An 18197-nucleotide genomic window follows, 5' to 3' on the forward strand; every position below is an offset into this window, starting at 1 on the left:
GGCCCGGATCACTCCTCGTTCTTGAAGGCGTCCTTGACGTTCTCGCCGGCCTTCTTGAGCGAGGCCTTGGTCTGGTCGGCCTGGCCCTCGGCCTCCAGCGACTCGTTGTCGGTGACCTTGCCGGCGGCCTCCTTGGCCTTGCCGGCGGCGTCCTCGGCGGCGTTCTTGAGCTTGTCGTCGATGCCCATGACGTCTCTCCTTCGGTCGGTGAACGTGCCCGATCACCTTCACCCGGGCGTGCGGGACTCGCCACGGGAGCGGGGTACCGCCTCCCGAAACCGGACCCATCCGGACATGACGTCGCTCCGAACCGTCGGTGAGGCACACGCCGAACAGAACGGAGAAAAGCCATGACCCAGTCCATGTCCCCGACGCGTACGCGCGGGGTGTCCCAGTGGCTCGCCCTCATCATCGGCGCGGTCTACCTGCTCGTCGGAGCCGCGGGGTTCCTCGTGACGGGGTTCAGCGGGTTCGCCGAGCACGACCACAGCCAGACGCTGCTCGGGTTCGCCATCAACCCGCTGCACAACATCGTGCACCTGCTGATCGGGATCGTCGGCGTGAGCCTGTCGTCCACGCTCGGCCGGGCGCGCACGTTCGGCTGGCTGCTCGTGGCCGGCTACGGCGCCGCGTTCGTCTACGGCCTGTTCGCCGTGGGCAACCCGGACATCAACGTCCTGAACATCAACGCGGCCGACAACGGGCTGCACGCCCTGAGCGTCCTGGCCGGCCTGGCCATCGCGCTCTGGCCGCAGCGGAAGGCCGCGACGTCGTCGTACTAGGTTCACAGGTCCTCCTGCTGAAGGAGACGGCGCCCGGCCGATTGGCCGGGCGCCGTCGCCGGTACCAGAGTGGTGACCCATGGGCGCACCGGCGGCGGGAGGCGGCGGGCGGCGTCGGCTGCTGGTCGAGACCGCGTTCGTGCTGGGCGTGCTGCTCAAGGGCCTGGACGGCCTGGTCGAGCTGGTGGCCGGGACCGCGCTGCTCGTGCTGCACCAGGACCGGATCCTCGCGCTGACCCGCGCCGCCGTCGCCGAGGAGCTGCGCGAGGACCCGCACGACCTGGTGGCCAACCTATTGCTGAACCAGGCCGCCGGGCTGGACCACGGGGCCGCCGTCGCGGGCGGGCTGTTCCTGCTGCTGCACGGCGTGGTCAAGGTGGCGATCGTCGCCGCGCTCCTGGCGGGCTCGACCCGGGTGTACCCGTGGGCCGTCGGCGCGCTGAGCGTGCTCCTGGCCGTCCAGCTCGGGCAGCTCGTGCTCAGCCCCGGCATCGGCGTCGTGGCGCTGGTGCTGCTCGACGCCGCGATCCTGGCGCTGACCTGGCACGAGTGGCGCATCGGGCGGTCCTTCCACGAGGCGTGGCGCAGCGTGGTGCACGGCTGGTTCCCGCGCGCCGACGCCTAGCCCGCGGGCGGCGCGGTGGTGAACAGGCCGCGGTGCAGGACGGCGCGCGTGATGCCCACCCGAGACGGCGCGCCGCCAGCCGCCGTGGCGGCCTGGACGGCCATCACCATGGGCAGGGTGAGCAGCACGTCCTCGGTGGTGACGCCGGGGTGCACGCGGCCCTGCGCTCGGGCCCGCTCGAGCAGCGGCGCGAGGGCCGCCGCCGTCCGCTCGCCGAGGTCGGCGGTGCCGGGGACGCGGCCGTCCGCCACGACGCGCCCGAGCCACGGGACCTCGAACTGCACGTCCAGCAGGTGGTGGAACAGCCGCTCGGCGCCGTCGTCGGCGTCGGACAGGGTGGCGGCGCGGGCCTCGATGTCGGCGACGTTGTGCTCCAGCACGGCCGAGGCGAGCGCCTCCCGGTGCGCGAAGTGGCGGTGCAGCGTGGTGCGGCTGACGCCGGCCTCGCTCGCGATCTCCTCCAGCGGCACGTCCGGCCCCTGGCGCGCGAAGGCGCGGCGGGCGGCCGCCACGAGGAGCTCGCGGTTGCGCGCCGCGTCGCGCCGGGTCGGTTCGCCGGTCCGCTCGACTGCTCGTTCGACCGCCATGCGCCGAGGGTAACGGGAGGCGGCGTGCGGGACGCCACAGGAGCAGGGGTTGAAAACGTACATCCATGTACGTTTTCATGTGGTCGGCGGGGGAAACCCGCCGACCGGCTGACGAGAGGCTCTGCCTTGTCCCACCTGACCAGCACTGATGCACTTCCCACCGGCTCGGAGGCCGACGCCCTGCGCGAGCGGTACCGCCACGAGCGGGACCGGCGGATCCGGCCTGACGGCCTGGCGCAGTACCGCCGGGCGGCGGGGGACTACGGGTACTACGCGAAGGATCCCTACACCGAGCGCGCCGAGCGCGAGCCGCTGACCGACCGCGTCGAGGTGCTGGTGGTGGGCGGCGGGTTCGGCGGCCTCGTCACCGGCGCGCGGCTGCGCGAGGCCGGGGTGGAGTCGCTGCGGATGATGGACGAGGCCGGCGACTTCGGCGGCACCTGGTACTGGAACCGGTACCCGGGCATCCACTGCGACATCGAGTCGTACGTGTACATGCCGCTGCTGGAGGAGACGGGCTACGTGCCGAAGTGGCGGTACGCGCCCGGCGAGGAGATCCGGCAGCACGCCGTGCGGATCGCCGAGCACTACGGGCTGTACCGGGACGCCGTCTTCCACACGCGGGTCACGGAGCTGACCTGGGACGAGGACGCCGACGAGTGGCTGGTGCGCACCGACCGCGGCGACACGATGCGGGCCCGGCACGTGGTGGTCTCCTCCGGCACGCTGTCGCAGGCCAAGCTGCCCGGCATCCCGGGCATCGAGGACTTCCGCGGCCACACCTTCCACACCAGCCGCTGGGACTACGGCTACACGGGCGGCACGGCGGACGGCGGCCTGACCGGCCTCGCCGACAAGCGCGTGGCCGTGATCGGCACCGGCGCGACCGGCCTGCAGGCCATCCCGCACCTGGCCCGGGACGCGGCGCACCTGTACGTCATGCAGCGCACGCCGTCGTCGGTGGACGTGCGGGACAACCGCCCCACGGACCCGGAGTGGGCGGCCGGGCTGAAGCCGGGCTGGCAGCAGGAGCGGATGGACAACTTCCTGGCGATCCTCGCGGGGGAGGACGTCGCGGAGGACCTGACGCGCGACGGCTGGACCGGCACGGCGCGGCTGCAGCGCAAGATGATCACGGGCGCGGTGGACACGACCCTCGACCCGGCCGACCGCGAGCGGCTCGACGAGCTGGCCGACTTCGCCAAGATGAACCAGATCCGCGCCCGCGTGGACGACGTCGTCGAGGACCCGGCCACCGCCGAGGCGCTCAAGCCCTGGTACCGGTACATGTGCAAGCGGCCCGGGTTCAGCGACCAGTACCTGCAGGCGTTCAACCGGCCGAACGTGACGCTGGTGGACACGGCCGACCACGGCGGCGTCACCCGGATGACCGAGAGCTCGGTGGTGGTGGGGGACACCGAGTACGAGGTGGACTGCGTCGTCTTCGCCACGGGGTTCGAGGTCGGGGTCTCGGGCGTCGTGTCGGGCACGCTGCCGGTGCACGGGCGGGGCGGCGCGCCCCTGCTGGGTGCCTGGGCGCGCGGGCCGCGCACGCTGCACGGCTTCTACACCCACGGGTTCCCCAACCTGTTCCACCTGGGCGGGGTGCAGAACGCCAACTCGGTGAACTTCGTGCACATCCTGTCCGAGCAGGCCGCGCACATCGCCGCCGTCGTCGCCCGGGCCGCCAAGACCGGGGCGCGGTACGTCGAGCCCACGGAGGCGGCGCAGGACGCCTGGGCCGCGACCATCGCGGAGGCGGGGGCAGGGCAGGACAGCTCGGCGTTCCTGGCCGAGTGCACGCCCGGGTACTACAACGGCGAGGGCACGCGGAAGGGCGGCGCGCCGACGTCGTACAGCCCCGGGCCCGTGGCGTTCCACCGGCTGCTGGCGCAATGGCGCGAGGGGGACATGAGCGAGGTGCTGGTGCGGGCCGAGACCCGGTGAGTCGCGCCGCACGCCAAAGGGGCATTTCCGTATATTGGGGACGTGCCTGACGGTGGTTACGACGCGTTCGTCTCCTACAGCCACGACGCGGACGGGCCGGTCGGCCCGGCCCTGCGCGACGCGCTGCACCTGTTCGCGCGGCCGTGGAACCGGCTGCGGGCGCTGCGGGTCTTCTGCGACCGGCGCGCCCTGGACCCGGCCGACGGGCTGTGGAGCACGATCCGGCGGGCGCTGGACGCCTCGCGCTTCCTGATCCTCGTCGCCTCACCCGGCGCGGCCGGTTCCCGCTGGGTGAGGCGCGAGGTGGAGCAGTGGCGGAGCGTCACGCCGCGACGTCCGGTGCTGATCGTGCGCACCGGTGGGCAGATCGTCTGGGACGACGTCGCCGGCGACTTCGACTGGGACCGGACCACCGCCCTGCCCCGCGCGCTGAGCGGCTGGTTCACCGAGGAGCCGCAGTGGGTCGACCTGGAGCTGCCGCCCGAGCGGCTGAGCCTGCGGGACCCGCCCTTCCAGGACGCGGTCGCCACGCTCGCGGCGCCGCTGCACGGCCGCAGCAAGGACGACCTGCTGGGGGTGGACGTGGCCCAGCACCGCCGGTCCCAGGGCTTCCGCCGGGCGATGTGGGCGGGACTGTCCCTCGTCGCGGCGCTCGCGGTGGCGGCCGCGGGCTGGGCGCTGACCGAGCGGTCCGGCGCTGTCGAGCAGCGCGACCGGGCCCTGGCCGGGTCCCTGGTCGCCGAGGCCGGCACGGTGCGGGACACCCAGCCTGGGCTGGCGCGCCAGCTCCTCGCCGCCGCCTACCGGCTCGCGCCCACGCCGCAGGCGCGGTCCGCGGTGATCGCGGGGGACGAGATCCCGCGCGAGCTCACCGTGCAGGCGAGCGCGCTCGCCTACTCGGACGACGGGTCGCTGCTCGTCGTGGCTCGCTCCGGCAACAGCGGGACGGCGTTGTACCCCGAGATCGTCGCGCATGTGTGGCTCTACGACGCGCACACCCTGGAAGTCCTGGCCGAGTGGGCTCCGGAGGAGCACGAGTCCATCTCGTCCGCGCGCTTCGTGGGCCCCGGGCTGCTGGTCCTGGGGCACGAGGAAGAGCTCGTGGTGACGGACGTGACCGACCCGCGCGCGCCAGCCGAACGGGCCCGGCTTGCGGCGCCCTCTCTCACCGAGGCACTCGACCTCGCCCCGGACGGTCGGACCCTGGCCGCCGGGTCGGACGACGGGACCGTGCGACTGTGGGCGGTGGACGTCCTCGCCGGCGAGCCCGCGGCCGGGCGGGGTCCCGAGCCTGTCGCGACCTGGCGGCCGTGCACCGCCGAGGAAGGCGCGCACGAGATCGGCTTCGTGCGCTCGGGAGGCCTGCTCGCGGTTCGGTGCGGCCTGGGGCCCGGCGCCATGCTGGCCGTCTGGGACGTTGCAGACCCGGCGGCGGTCGCGCCGGTGGGGGAGCAGTCCGTCGAGGCACGCAGGCTCGACGTCGCGCCGGACGGCCGGTACCTGGTCGCCGAGGAGGACGGCGCGCTGGTGCGCTGGGACGTCTCGTCGTCGGGCGAGCTGCGCGACCGCACGCCGCTGCCGCTTCCGCTGGACTACCACGGCTACGTCTCGGTCCTGGACTACGGCGACCACGGGCGCGTCGCCGTCGTCGGCGAGGGTGGTTACGCCCGGGTGTGGGACGCGGCCGCGGACGAGCCGGCGCTGCTCGTCGAGCTCCGCCTGCCGGCCTGGGACGCCCTGAACGCGGACGACGTCGCCTTCGCCCCCGGTACCACAGCGCTGGCAGTCGCTACCCCGGGGTCAAACGCCGGGCCCGACGCCGCTCCCGAGGACGGGACGATCCGCATCTGGAACCTGGCTGACCCGCTGGAGCGGCGGGCCCGGGCGTCGGTCCCGGCGGCCCGTGCGGACCTGGACGTCAGCGCGGACGGCCGTACCTTGGCTGGTCTGGTCGACGGCGACCTCTACGTTGCCGACCTGACCGATCCCCTGCGCCCGGAGGCCCTGGCGCTCGTGCCCGCCGACATCGCCGCCGGGCCCGACGAGGACACGTTCTTCGGCGAGGTCGTGCCCCGGATCAGCCCGGACGGAGACACTCTGGCGATCGGGAGCGAGGGCGCGATCGACGTCTTCGACCTCACCGACCGTGCTCGGCCCCGGCACCTGGCCACGTGGCCGGTCGGTATGCCGCTGGCCCTGTCGTTCCGTTCGGACGGCGACCTGCTGGCAGTCGGGCAGTTCGACGGATCGGTCGCCCTCTACGACCTGACCACCTCGGGCGTCCCGCAGCCCGTCGGTGAGGTGCCGACAGCGGGGTCGTCGCTCGTGTTCCTGCCCGGCCGGCCCGTCCTCGCGGTCGCGGGCACCCTGTCCTCGGTCATCGAGCTCTGGGACCTGGCCGACCCCCGTGCGCCGGTGCGGCTCACCGCTGACCAGAGTCACACCTACCAGCTCGCTGAGCTCGCCGTGACCGGCGACGGCATGCTGGCCAGCGTCGCCCGGGACAGCACCGTGCGCACCTGGCGGGTGCTCGGCGACGAGTTCCTCGCCCGGACGGTGATCAACGACTCCGGCGACGTCAACGACCTCGCGGTCAGCACGAGCGGCGGGCGGCTGGCCACCCTCGGCCGCGACCGGACCCTGCGGGTGTACCGGGTCGCGGACGACACCCCGGTCCTCGACCTGAGCATCCCCGTAGGTGACACGACGCAGGACCTGGTCGGGTTCGTGGGCGAGGACGTGCTCGCCGTCCGGACCGAGCACGGCGCCGTCGACCTGTGGGACCTCGACGCGGACACGGCGCTGGAGCGGATCTGCTCCGGGACCGGGCACCCGATCACGGAGGAGCAGTGGGCGCGCGTGCTGCCGGACATCGGGTACGACCCGCCCTGCTGAGTCATGATCGACTGTGGCCCCCGACCAGCAGCGCACCCCGCCGCCGTCCGTCCCGCTGCCCGCCCCGGACCCGTCGGTGCGGGCAGCGGCCGACGTCGCCGCCGACCTCGACGTCGACCCGGCCACCGGGCTGACCGACGCCGAGGCGGCGCGCCGCCTGGCCGCCGACGGTCCCAACGAGCTGCGGTCCAAGCCGCCCGTGCCGGTGTGGCGCAAGGTGCTGGACCAGTTCCGGGACCCGCTGGTGGCGCTGCTCCTGGTGGCCGTGGTCATCTCGCTCGTCGTGTGGTGGGTCGAGGGGGCGCACGGCCTGCCCGTGGACGCCGTTGTGATCGCCGCGATCGTCGTGCTCAACGCCGTGCTCGGCCTGGTCCAGGAGAGCAAGGCCGAGAGCGCCGTCGCGGCGCTGCGGTCCATGACCGAGGCCATGTCCACCGTGCTGCGCGACGGGCGGCGCGTCACCGTGCGTTCGGCCGAGCTCGTGCGCGGCGACGTGCTCGTGCTCGCCGAGGGGGACGCCGTCGGCGCCGACGCCCGCCTGCTGACCGCGACCGCCCTGCGGGTGCAGGAGTCCTCGCTGACCGGCGAGAGCGAGGCCGTGCTCAAGGACGCCGCCGTGCTGAGCGCGCCGGCGCCGCTGGGGGACCGGTTCGACATGGTCTACAAGGGCACCGCCGTGGCCCAGGGCGTGGGGCGCGCCGTGGTCGTGGCCACCGGCATGGACACCCAGATGGGCGCCATCGCGCGGCTGCTCGACTCCACAGAGGAGGAGGTCACGCCGCTCCAGCGGGAGATCGCGCACGTCAGCAAGGTGCTCGGCCTCACCGTGATCGGCATCGCCGTCGTCGTGATGGTGCTGGCCGCCGTCGTCAACGACGTCCGAACGCCCGCCGACCTCGTGACCGTGCTGCTGCTCGGCGTCTCCCTCGCCGTCGCCGCCGTGCCCGAGGGGCTGCCGGCCATCCTGTCGGTTGTCCTCGCCGTCGGCGTGCAGGCCATGGCGCGGCGCAACGCCGTCGTCAAGAAGCTGCACTCCGCCGAGACGCTGGGGTCGGCGTCCGTCATCGCCTCCGACAAGACCGGCACGCTGACCAAGAACGAGATGACCATCCAGCGGGTCGTCACGGCGTCGGGGGAGGTCACGCTGACCGGCGTCGGCTACCGGCCCGAGGGTGAGGCGGTGGCCGGTGGTGTCCCGCTGACTGATGAAGGACTCGTCCGCGAGGCGGTCATGGTGCTCGGCGGCGGCTCCCTGGCCAACGACGCCCAGCTCACGCAGGCCGACGGCGGGTGGACCGTCCAGGGCGACCCCACCGAGGCCGCCTTCCTCGTGGCCGCGCACAAGCTCGCCGGGACCGTCGACCGCGTCGCCGGGTTCGAACGGCGCGGCGAGGTGCCCTTCACCTCCGAGCGCAAGCTCATGTCGGCGCTCGTGGACCCGCCCGGCGACGGCGCCTGGGCCCTGGTCACCAAGGGCGCCCCCGACGTCCTGCTGCCCCGGTGCACCGACGTGCAGGTGGGCGACGGCACCGTCCCGCTCGACGACGAACGGCGGGCCGCTGCGCTCGACGCCGTCGAGCGGCTGTCCCGGCAGGCGTACCGCACGCTCGGCGTGGCCTACCGGCGGGTGCCCGAGGACACCGGGCCCGAGGGGCTGGAGGAACACGAGTCCGACCTGGTGTACCTGGGCGTGGTCGGCATCATCGACCCGCCCCGGCCCGAGGTCGCCACCGCCGTGGCCGAGGCCCGCCGGGCGGGCATCCGGATCATGATGATCACCGGCGACCACCCCGTCACCGCCACCCGGATCGCGAGCGACCTGGGCATCGTCGAGCCGGGTGCGCGGGCGGTCACCGGGACCGAGCTCGACGGGCTGGACGCCGCGCGGCTGCGTGAGACGACGCGCGGTGTCTCGGTCTACGCGCGGGTGGCCCCGCAGAACAAGCTGCAGATCGTGGACGCCCTCCAGGCCGACGGGCACGTGGTGGCCATGACCGGCGACGGCGTGAACGACGCGCCCGCGCTGAAGACGGCCGACATCGGCGTGGCCACGGGGATCACCGGGACGGAGGTGACGAAGGAGTCGGCCAAGATGATCCTGGGCGACGACAACTTCGCGACCATCGTCGCCGCGGTGCGCCAGGGCCGGATCATCTTCGACAACATCAAGAAGTTCCTGCGCTACCTGCTCTCCTCCAACATGGGAGAGGTCTGCACGGTGCTGTTCGGGGTCGTGTTCGCCGGGGTCCTGGGCCTGGAGGGGGCGGCCGGCGGGGAGGCCGTCGTCGTGCCGCTGCTGGCCACGCAGATCCTGTGGATCAACCTGGTCACCGACTCGGGTCCCGCCCTGGCCATGGGCGTGGACCCCGAGACCGACGACGTCATGGCCCGGCCCCCGCGCAGCCTGCACGAGCGGATCATCGACGCCCGGATGTGGACCGGGGTGCTGAGCATCGGCCTGGTCATGGGGCTGGCCACGCTGCTGACCATCGACATCTTCCTGCCCGGCGGCCTGGTCGAGGGCAGCGACGACCTCACCGTCGCCCGCACCGCGGGGTTCACCACGCTCGTGCTGGCGCAGCTGTTCAACGTGCTCAACTCGCGGTCGGAGACGACGAGCGCGTTCCACCGGATGTTCGCCGGGCGGTGGCTGTGGGCGGCGATCGGGCTGGGTGTGGTGCTCCAGGTGGCGGTCGTGGAAGTGCCGTTCCTGCAGGTGGCGTTCGGTACCGCGGGGCTGGACCTGGCGCACTGGGCCGTGGCGGTGGGGATGGCGTCGGCCGTGCTGTGGTTCGACGAGGTGCGCAAGCTGCTGTGGCGGGTGCGGCAGCGGTGATTTGTCGTTCCGGTAGCAGCGGGACGGGTGGTTGCGCGCGCTCGGGGAGCGGGGTTACGCGGCGGGCGGAAGAACGCGCGGGTGTGGGTGGCTTGGCCTAGGGTCGAACAAAAGTCCGCTGGAATGGTGTTGTTGGGCTGCTATTCGGGTTCGAGGAGGTGTTGGCATGGTTAGGCAGTGGTCGGACGGCTGGGAGGGCTCGGTATCCGCCGTGCGTGAGGATCCGTTCGTGGGCGGCACCATGCCCGACGACGCCTGGCTCGCCGCGCTGTACGCCGAGTGCGAGGCGCTGTTCGGCGATGATGACGGGCGGCACGGGCTGGACGCACCGCCGGAGCCGGAATGGTGTGAGGCCGTGCCCGGCGGCCTGTCGGATTCTGCTGCGGATCTCGGGCCGGTGGAGTTGTGGCCGGTCGAGGTGCTGCGCGAGGCGCTGACCGAGGCGCCGGGCGCCGAGCTGGCGCGGGTGGTGGCCGAGTACACCGGGCTGGGCGGTTCTGCGGCAGTCGAGGACGGGGCTGCTCCGCTCGCTGCGCTGTCCGACGACATGTTGGGTGAGCTCGTGGGCGCGTGTGCGCGGTTGCAGTCGTGGGCGGCCGGTGTGCAGGCGCATGCGGTCGCGGAGCGGGCTTCGCGGGAGTCGAGCCCGTTGGCCCATAACTCGTTGGTCGGTCAGGTCACGGCGGAGCTGGTGGTGACCCAGGCGGAGGGTTCCGAGGTGGTGGTGCGGGCGGAGTCCGGTGCTGAGCACCCCACGGTGATCGAGGCGTTGGTCGCGGGCCGGATCGACGTGAAGAAGGCGCACACCCTGCTCCGGGCGGCTGCGCAGCTGACGGTGGTGGAGCGTGCCGAGGCGATTGCCCGGTACCTGCCGCAGGCCCCGTTCCGGACGTGGCGGTGGTTGCGGAACAAGATGCTGGCGTTCGCGAAGGCCCGCCATGGCGCGGAGGAGACGGCTCGGGCCGCGGCGCTGGATCGGAACGTTCAGCTGGACCGTGCGGAGAACGACATGGGCTGGCTGTCGGCGTATCTGCCGGCCGTGGATGCGGCGGCGGTGTGGGGTGTCGTGGACGACATGGCGCACCAGCTGCGGTACACGGCGGGTGAGGAGCGGACGTTGGGTCAGCTGCGTGCGGACTGCCTGACTGGCATCGTGACCGGCCGGCTGGTTCCGGGCGACCGCTTCACGACCACCTACCAGGCGGAGGGGGCCACGACCACGAGCGACGGCATGGGTAACGGCGCAGGCCTTGAGGGCGGCGCGAGCGCCGAAGGTGACGACGCCGGTCCCATCTGTACGTGTGGTGGCCGGGCGCCCGTCGTTCACGAGACGGTCGTGCGGGTGGCGCCGTCGCGCCCCGTCGTCCGGGTGACCGTGCCGGCGAGCACGCTCCTGGGACTGGACGACGCTCCCGCTGACCTGGACGGCTTCGGCCCGGTCCCGGCGGAGGTGGCACGGCTCCTGGCCGAGGATGCCACCTGGCAGCGGCTGCTCACCGACCCGGTTACCGGCGTCCTCACCGACTACTCCACGACCACGTACAAGCCGGGCCGGGTGCTCCGGTCAGCGGTGGAGGCCAGGGACGGGACGTGCACCTTCGTCGGCTGCGACGCGGTAGCGGTGTCGTGCGACCTGGACCATATCGAGCCCTTCGATTATGAGCAGGACGTCCGGCACAGTGGTGAGGCCGGGGCTGTTCGTGGGCAGACCCGTGCCGACAACCTCCACGCGCTCTGCCGACGCCACCACCTACTGAAGACGCACGCGGGCTGGGGCGTCGTGCGCGACCCGAACACCGGGATCACGACCTGGACCACGCCATCGGGCGGAACGCACACCCGGCCGTCGACGATCCTCGACACCCGGGTCGACCTCGGCAACATCGACCCGGCCACGAGCGGGGACCTGACGCTGCGCGCCCTGACCGGACGTCGGCTGCCACGTGCCTACGTCACGGCCGCACCGACGGCCGGCCCCTCCGAACCCATCGCCCCATCCGGACCCGGCGAACCGCCGTTCTGACCGAGGACCAACAACAATGACGAACCGATGACGAGCTGTGCCGTCCGGGTGGATGCCCCTGCTCCGAAGCCCACCCGGATGGACCGCAAAGCGATGTGCGCGCGGCGGCCGGACGCCGCCCCATGATCCGGGACGGCGTCCGGCACTCTGTCAGGCAGCGCGGTCAGCCCGCCTGATCAGGCCACGTCGTCAGGCCGCGTCCCGGTACGACTCGGCGGCGTGGAGCAGGTAGTACGCCAGGCCGGTCTGCTGCTGCTCGAGCATCTGCCGGTGGAAGTCGTCCGTGACGAAGAAGCGCGCCTGCGCGGCGAAGCCCGCGGCGTCCGTCGGGTGCGTGACGGCGAGGGCACCGATGTGCTCCTCGATCGCCACGGCCACGACCGGGTCGTCGGCCCGCAGCCCGGCCCACAGCGCGTCGGCCATGGTGGTCATGAACGCGGTCGCCTCGGCGGCAGCCGCGTTCATCCCGTCGGCGTCGACCTCCGCGGTGTCGAGCTCGACGCCGTAGGTCTCCCGCAGGTGCGCGTTCTGGTCCGCGAGGGCGTCCTGCCACCCGGCCTGGTCCAGGCCCGTGAACATGCTGTCGGCGGTCATGGGTTCTCCCCTTCTCTCGTGTGCGATGGCCTGCTCGAGCGTCGCCAGCACCTGGGCGAGCCGTGCCCCGCGGGAGCGGAGCAGGGTGCGCTGGTCCAGCAGGCACTCGAGCCGGGAGGTGCGGTCCGTGAGGGCCTCCGCGATCGTGTCCAGCGGCATGTCGAGCTCCCGGAAGAACAGGATCTGCTGGAGACGTTCGAGATCGCCGTCCGCGTACGTCCGGTAGTCGTTGCGCTCGTCCCTCGCGGGCACGAGCAGACCGATCCGGTCGTAGTGGTAGAGCGTCTTGAGCGTCACCCCCGACAGCCGGGAGACGTGCGTGATCGTGTAGGCCATGGGCCGCACCTCCTGGGAAGAACCATCAACCCTCCCCTAAGGGTAGGGTCAAGCGCCGGCCACCCGATCTTCATCCCAGGTGCTCGTCTCCGCGCCGACGGCCCAGCTCGACGCCTCGGCACTCGAGGTGCTCTACGACCACGGCCACGAGAACGACCACGAGGAGGCGGCCCGTGTCGACGATCACGCCTGACCAGCGCACCCGTGCCCGCCTCGAGCGCGCGGTCAACGTGCCCCGGGCGCGGTTCCTGCTCGGCCTGCCCGTCGTCGGCGTCCTGCTGGTGTGGTCCTTCGTCGGCGCGGAGTTCGACTTCGCGAAGCTCGGCGAGGGCACCGTCAACATGGGCGACTTCCTGCTGCGGCTCTTCCCGCCCACCTGGGACAAGTTCGGCACGATCGTCGAGCTGCTGGTCGAGACGCTGCAGATGGCGATCGTCGGCACCGTGCTCGGCGCCGTCCTGTCCCTGGTCGTCGCGTTCGGCGCTGCCTCGAACATCGCCCCACGCTGGCTGTACTACCCCACGCGCTGGGTCATGAACGTCATCCGCTCCCTGCCCGACCTCGTCTTCGCGCTCATGTTCGTCTCCGCCGTGGGGCTGGGCCCGTTCGCCGGCATCCTCGCGATGACGATCGGCTCGATCGGCTCCATCGGCAAGGTCTTCGCCGAGGCCATGGAGGCCGTCGACGCCGGCCCGGTCACCGCCATGCAGGCCGTCGGTGCCTCCCGCCGCCAGGTCGTGCAGTACGGCGTGCTGCCGCAGGCCGGGCCGCTCCTCGTGTCGTACACGCTGCTGCTCTTCGAGGGCAACGTGCGTGGTGCGACCATCCTGGGCATGGTCGGTGCCGGCGGCATCGGCCTGGAGCTCACCACCGCCATGCGAATGTACGACTACGGGCACTTGTCCGCGATCGTCATCTGCATCATCGTGCTGGTCACGGTCATCGACCAGGCCAGCGCCGTCATCCGAAGGAAGATCACGTGACCAGTACCCCCGCGCTCACCCTCAGCGCCCCCGTCAACCTCCGCGACCTGGGCGGCATCGCCGTCGACGGCGGCGTCGTCCGCCCGGGCTTCGCCCTCCGCGCCGACGACCTCGCCCTGGTGACGGACGACGTCGCCCGGGCGCTGGTCGACGGCGGCGTGCGGGCCATCATCGACCTGCGCTCCACCGACGAGCTCGGCGTCACCGGCCGCGGCCCGCTCGGCACTCACTCGAACGTCAGCTACCACCACGTGCCGCTGCTCGCCGACATCGGCCAGGCCGCCGACGGCACCGGGACGCACCCGGCAGGGCCGGCCGGGATGGCCGCCGAGATGATGGACCAGACCCGGTTCGGCCGCATGTACCTGCGGATGTACGAGGGCGCCGCCCCGCAGATCGTGACGGCGCTCGCGATCATCGCGCACGCGCCCGGAGCGGTCGCGTTCCACTGCGCCGCCGGGCAGGACCGCACCGGCGTGCTCGCCGCGTCGCTGCTGCTGGCGCTCGGCGCCGACCGCGACGACATCGTGGCCGACTACGTGCGCACCGGTGAGAACTCCGCCGCCATCATGGCGCGCATCGCGCCCGTCATGCGGCCGCTGATGAGCCGGTTCGGGATCGAGCTCGACGCCGCCGCCCTGGCCGCCGTCAGCACGGAGTTCTCGGACGCCCCGATGCGCGAGCTGTTCGCGATGCTCACCGAGCGGCACGGCGACCCCCTGGCGCCCCTGCGCGCGGCCGGGCTCACGGACGGCCTGGTCGCGCAGCTGCGGGCCCGGGCGCTGACCCCGGCCGAGTGACCGCCGGTACGACGCGCGGCCCCGGCCGCCCGCGCTCGCACGGGCACGACGAGCGGATCGTCGACGCCGCCGTCGAGCTCCTGGAGCGCGGCGAGGAGATCACCGTCAGCAGGGTGGTGGAGCGCAGCGGCGTGAGCCGCGCCGCGATCTACCGGCGGTGGCCCAGCATGACCGACCTGGTCGCCACGGCGCTCGACCGGGGCCGCGCGCCGCACACCATCCCGCTGGACGGCGACCTGCTGCAGAACGTCCTGGACGCGTACACCACGGCGCCGTCCGCGACGCGCGAGACGTACTCGGAGGAGCGGTTCCGGCTGCGCATGCGGCTGGCGATGACGGACCGCAAGCTCGCCCAGGCGTACTGGCGGTCGCACGTGTCGCGCCGCCGGGCCGGCATGGTCGCGGTGCTGCGGGCGGGGGTCGAGCGGGGCGAGCTGCGCCCCGACATCGACGTCGACGCCTGCATCGACCTGGTCAACGGCGTCTTCTACTACCAGTTCGTGGTGCGCGGCGTGACCCTCGACGACCCGGAGGCACTGGCGCGCTGCCGCGAGGGCATCCGGGTCGCGTGGCGGGGCATGGCCGCTCCCTAGACTGCGCCGTATGCCAGCCACCACCCGTCCCGGCGACGCGCGCGGCTCCTGGCGGCGCGACCCCCGGGCGTCGGTCGGTCGCACCTACCCCGTCCCGGCGGACGCCCCGGCCGGGTTCGCCATCGTCGTCGAGTCCCACTCCGTGGCCGTCGCCACGGAGTGGGAACCGCACACGCACACCGCGCACGAGCTGGTGTGGGTGCGGCACGGCACCCTGACCGCCCGGGTGGGCGCTCAGGTCTTCACCGTCTCGGAGGGTTTCGGCCTCTGGCTCCCGGCCGGGCAGGAGCACGCGGGCCGGCTCACGGCGGGGGTCGAGCTGTACGACGCGTTCTTCGCGCCGGGCACGCCCGAGCTGACCCCGGCCGGACCGGACAGCGCACCGCAAGGCCTCGACACCACGACTGTCGTGGCGATGGTCCCCGTGCTCCAGGCGCTCCTGGTCCACCTCGCGCGCCCCGACCTGGACCCCTCCGCCCGGGCCCGGGCGGAGGCCGTGGTGCTCGACGTCCTGGAGCCCTCGGACCGGCAGCTCGCCGTGCGGCTGCCCGCCGACGACCGCGTCGACACCATCGTCGAGGCGCTGCTCGCCGACCCGGCCGACGAACGGTCCCTGGACGAGTGGGCGCGCGCCTCCGGGACCAGCGCGCGGACCATCACGCGCGTGTTCCGCGCCACGACGGGGCTCTCGTTCGCGCAGTGGCGGCAGGCCGTGCGCGTGCACCGCTCCCTGGAGCTGCTCGGCGCGGGCCACCCCGTGCAGGACGTCGCCGACGAGCTCGGCTACGCGCACCCGAGCACGTTCATCGACGCGTTCCGGCGCGTCATGGGCACGACGCCGGGCGTGTTCGCCGCCGACCGCTGACCCGCGACGCGGTGGCCGGAAACGCGATGGCCGAAAACCCCGTGGCCGAAAACCCTGATCTGCTGTCGGATGTGCGGCATTGCGGACTGAGGTAAGCCTTACTTAGGCTCACCTCAGTGGACGCGCCGGCTGGAGCCGGCCCGGGCGCCAGTGCCCCCGTCCCGCACCACAGCAGAAAGAGGAAAATGCTCATGGTCGTGCCCCCGAAGAGCTCCGCCGCCGCAGCCGCGGCGTTCGCGCTCGCGCTCGTCGTCACCGGATGCGGGACCACCGAGGTGGACGCCGCCGCCCCGGAGCCGTCGGCCCCCGTCTCCGGGAGCTGCGCCGAGGACACGACGGAGACGGCCACCGGCCCCGTCTCGCTGGTGGACGGCGTCGGCCGCACCGTCGAGCTGGACCGCCCCGCCGAGCGCATCGCCGTGCTGGAGTGGCAGGAGGTGGAGGACGCGCTCACGCTGTGCGTCACACCCGTCGCCGTCGCCGACCCCGAGGGCTACTCGACCTGGGTCTCGGCGGAGGAGCTCCCCGAGGGCGTGGCCGACGTCGGCACGCGCGAGGAGCCCGACGCGACCGCCCTGTTCGCCGCCGACCCGGACCTGGTGATCATCGAGGGCTTCACCGACGACGACGAGGCGATCGCGCAGTTCGAGCGCCAGGGCGTCCCCGTGCTGGTGGCGCGCGGCAACGACCCGGAGGACCCGGTCGGCAACATGAAGGACGTGTTCTCCCTGATCGCCGAGGCGACGGGCCACACCGAGCGGGCCGAGCAGGTGCTCGCCGAGTTCGACGCGCACCTCGCGGAGCGCAAGGCGGAGGTGGCGGCGCTCGACCTGCCCACCACCGACTTCCTCTTCTTCGACGGCTGGATCCAGGGCGGCAACCTGAGCCTGCGCCCCTACACCGAGGGCTCCCTGTTCACTGAGCTCGGCAAGGAGCTCGGGCTGAACCCCGTCTGGGACGCGGACGTGAACGACTCCCACGGCACCGGTGGTCTCAACGCCGAGTACGGCCTCGCCCAGACCGACATCGAGGGGCTGACCGCCGTCGGCGACGCCAACCTGTTCTTCTCCAACGGCGACACCACGGGCTACGTGGACGCCCTCGAGGAGAGCAAGCTCTGGACCTCGATGCCGGCCGTCGAGGAGGGGCGTGCCTACGAGTTCCCGCTGGTCTGGGGCGCGGGCGGCCCCCGCTCCACGCTCCAGGCGGTCGACGCCTTCGCGGACGCCCTGACCGGTGAGTGACGCCGCGGGCGGGCCCGCCGTCGTCGTCCCGTACGACCCGGCGGGCCTGCCCGCGGGGCTGGACCGCATCGCGCCGCGCGAGGTGCTCGACCGGTGGGGCGCGGTCGACCGGTCGGCGCACGACCCGCGGCTGGTCCTCGTCGGCGACGAGGACCAGCCGCGCGGCGCAGCCCTGGTCACGGCCCGGCCGGGCACCGCGTACCTCAAGATCGTCGATGCCGTGGGCGACGCCGGACGCGCGGCCCGAGCCGTCGTCGGGCATGCCCGCGATCGCGGCCTGGTCCAGGTCAAGTGGGAGGGGTGGACGGCGGGCTCGGCGCCCGCCGTCGCGGGATTCCGACCGATGCGCACCCCCGCGGCGCCCGACGACGCCCAGCCGGCCGCCGGGTACGTCCGCTGGCTCGCCGACGTCGACCTGGACGAGCCCGCGCACTACCGCCAGACCACCCACTTCACGTGCGGCGCCGCCGGTGCGGCGATGGCCCAGGCGCACCTGGGTGCGCTCGGCGGCGAGGTGCTCGACCGGCGCCTGGAGCTGTCGCTCTGGCGGGAAGCCACAAACTTTCCTGCGTGCGACCCGGTGCGCCTCGGCCTCGCGGTGCACCGGCGGTGGCCGGAATCGGGCGTCGTCGTCGCGCTGGACACCGACGGGCCGGTGATCGTCGAGGCCTACCCCGAGGGCGACCGCGACTGGCGTGCCCTGCTCCAGGAGCTCTCGCGCGAGGACGCCGCCGCGGCCGGCCTCCCGGTCGACGGGCGCCGCCTCACGCTGCCCGCCCTGCGGGCGGCGCTGGACGACGGCGAGCGCGTGCTGCTGCTGGTCTCGCTCACGGCGATGCTCGGCGTCGACGTGCCGCACTGGGTGCTGTGCCACGCCGTCGTGCCCGGCGCGGTGGTGGTCGAGGACCCGTGGGTCGGCACCACGGTGGGGGAGACCTGGGTCGACGCGCACCTGCTCCCCGTGGCGGACGCCGCGCTCGACGCGATGTCCACGATGGAGGCCGCCGGGTACCGGGCCGCCGTGCGGATCAGCCCGCCGTCGTACGGGTAGCTGGCAGCCTCGACCACCGGCCGGTTCGCCGTTCCG

General features: G+C 73.2%; 15 protein-coding genes. 12 read left to right on the plus strand and 3 right to left on the minus strand.

Going from position 1 to position 18197, the window contains the following annotated elements; translation table 11 throughout:
* Positions 1-8: 8 nt before the first annotated feature.
* The gene (locus H291_RS0110095) at positions 9-188 is read right to left on the minus strand and encodes a CsbD family protein (RefSeq protein ID WP_020014874.1); all 180 of its coding nucleotides are present in this window, start codon (positions 186-188) and stop codon (positions 9-11) included.
* Between the two features lie 162 nt (positions 189-350).
* Between H291_RS0110095 and H291_RS0110100 the strand changes: the two genes are divergently transcribed.
* Both H291_RS0110100 and H291_RS0110105 read left to right on the plus strand, forming a co-directional pair.
* Positions 351-782, plus strand: coding sequence for a DUF4383 domain-containing protein (locus H291_RS0110100; RefSeq protein WP_020014875.1), 432 nt, complete (start codon positions 351-353; stop codon positions 780-782).
* A gap of 79 nt (positions 783-861) precedes the next feature.
* The gene (locus H291_RS0110105) at positions 862-1407 is read left to right on the plus strand and encodes a DUF2127 domain-containing protein (protein ID WP_020014876.1); all 546 of its coding nucleotides are present in this window, start codon (positions 862-864) and stop codon (positions 1405-1407) included.
* On the opposite strand, the gene H291_RS29440 is transcribed toward H291_RS0110105, so the two are convergent.
* Positions 1404-1994, minus strand: coding sequence for a TetR/AcrR family transcriptional regulator (locus H291_RS29440; protein ID WP_020014877.1), 591 nt, complete (start codon positions 1992-1994; stop codon positions 1404-1406). The genes H291_RS0110105 and H291_RS29440 overlap by 4 nt on opposite strands.
* A 126-nt stretch (positions 1995-2120) precedes the next feature.
* Here H291_RS29440 and H291_RS0110115 point away from each other — a divergent pair, with 126 nt between their 5' ends.
* The 4 genes from H291_RS0110115 to H291_RS32410 all read left to right on the plus strand — a co-directional run bounded on the left by H291_RS0110115 (position 2121) and on the right by H291_RS32410 (position 11695).
* Positions 2121-3941 (plus strand): flavin-containing monooxygenase, encoded by a 1821-nt coding sequence (locus H291_RS0110115; protein ID WP_020014878.1) that lies wholly within the window; start codon positions 2121-2123, stop codon positions 3939-3941.
* Positions 3942-3983: 42 nt separating this feature from the next.
* Positions 3984-6836, plus strand: coding sequence for a TIR domain-containing protein (locus H291_RS0110120; protein WP_026365604.1), 2853 nt, complete (start codon positions 3984-3986; stop codon positions 6834-6836).
* A gap of 13 nt (positions 6837-6849) precedes the next feature.
* Positions 6850-9672 carry a cation-translocating P-type ATPase gene (locus H291_RS0110125; protein ID WP_020014879.1) on the plus strand — a complete coding sequence of 941 codons (2823 nt, stop codon included), beginning with the start codon at positions 6850-6852 and terminating at the stop codon, positions 9670-9672.
* Between the two features lie 229 nt (positions 9673-9901).
* On the plus strand, positions 9902-11695 hold the full coding sequence (locus tag H291_RS32410; RefSeq protein ID WP_232216017.1) for an HNH endonuclease signature motif containing protein: 1794 nt from the start codon (positions 9902-9904) through the stop codon (positions 11693-11695).
* Positions 11696-11884: 189 nt separating this feature from the next.
* Here the strand turns inward: H291_RS32410 and H291_RS0110135 are convergent, their stop codons facing one another.
* A complete protein-coding gene (locus tag H291_RS0110135; RefSeq protein WP_020014881.1) occupies positions 11885-12625 on the minus strand; it encodes a MerR family transcriptional regulator in 741 nt (246 codons plus the stop codon).
* 173 nt (positions 12626-12798) lie between these two features.
* Here H291_RS0110135 and phnE point away from each other — a divergent pair, with 173 nt between their 5' ends.
* The 6 genes from phnE to H291_RS0110170 all read left to right on the plus strand — a co-directional run bounded on the left by phnE (position 12799) and on the right by H291_RS0110170 (position 18161).
* The gene (gene phnE, locus H291_RS0110145; RefSeq protein ID WP_020014883.1) at positions 12799-13608 is read left to right on the plus strand and encodes a phosphonate ABC transporter, permease protein PhnE; all 810 of its coding nucleotides are present in this window, start codon (positions 12799-12801) and stop codon (positions 13606-13608) included.
* Complete coding sequence (locus H291_RS0110150; RefSeq protein WP_020014884.1) at positions 13605-14408, plus strand: tyrosine-protein phosphatase; 804 nt, start codon at positions 13605-13607, stop codon at positions 14406-14408. The genes phnE and H291_RS0110150 overlap by 4 nt, the downstream gene beginning before the upstream one ends.
* Positions 14405-15001, plus strand: a complete 597-nt coding sequence (locus H291_RS0110155) for a TetR/AcrR family transcriptional regulator (RefSeq protein WP_020014885.1) — start codon at positions 14405-14407, stop codon at positions 14999-15001. Before H291_RS0110150 ends, H291_RS0110155 begins: the two co-directional genes overlap by 4 nt.
* Positions 15002-15011: 10 nt before the next feature.
* A complete protein-coding gene (locus H291_RS0110160) occupies positions 15012-15866 on the plus strand; it encodes a helix-turn-helix domain-containing protein (protein ID WP_020014886.1) in 855 nt (284 codons plus the stop codon).
* A gap of 191 nt (positions 15867-16057) precedes the next feature.
* Complete coding sequence (locus H291_RS0110165) at positions 16058-17110, plus strand: ABC transporter substrate-binding protein (protein ID WP_020014887.1); 1053 nt, start codon at positions 16058-16060, stop codon at positions 17108-17110.
* Complete coding sequence (locus tag H291_RS0110170; protein ID WP_020014888.1) at positions 17103-18161, plus strand: peptidase C39 family protein; 1059 nt, start codon at positions 17103-17105, stop codon at positions 18159-18161. Before H291_RS0110165 ends, H291_RS0110170 begins: the two co-directional genes overlap by 8 nt.
* The last annotated feature ends 36 nt before the right edge of the window (positions 18162-18197 follow it).

It is taken from the genome of Promicromonospora sukumoe 327MFSha3.1 (genome assembly GCF_000385135.1).
In the GTDB taxonomy this organism is placed as follows: domain Bacteria; phylum Actinomycetota; class Actinomycetes; order Actinomycetales; family Cellulomonadaceae; genus Promicromonospora; species Promicromonospora sukumoe_B.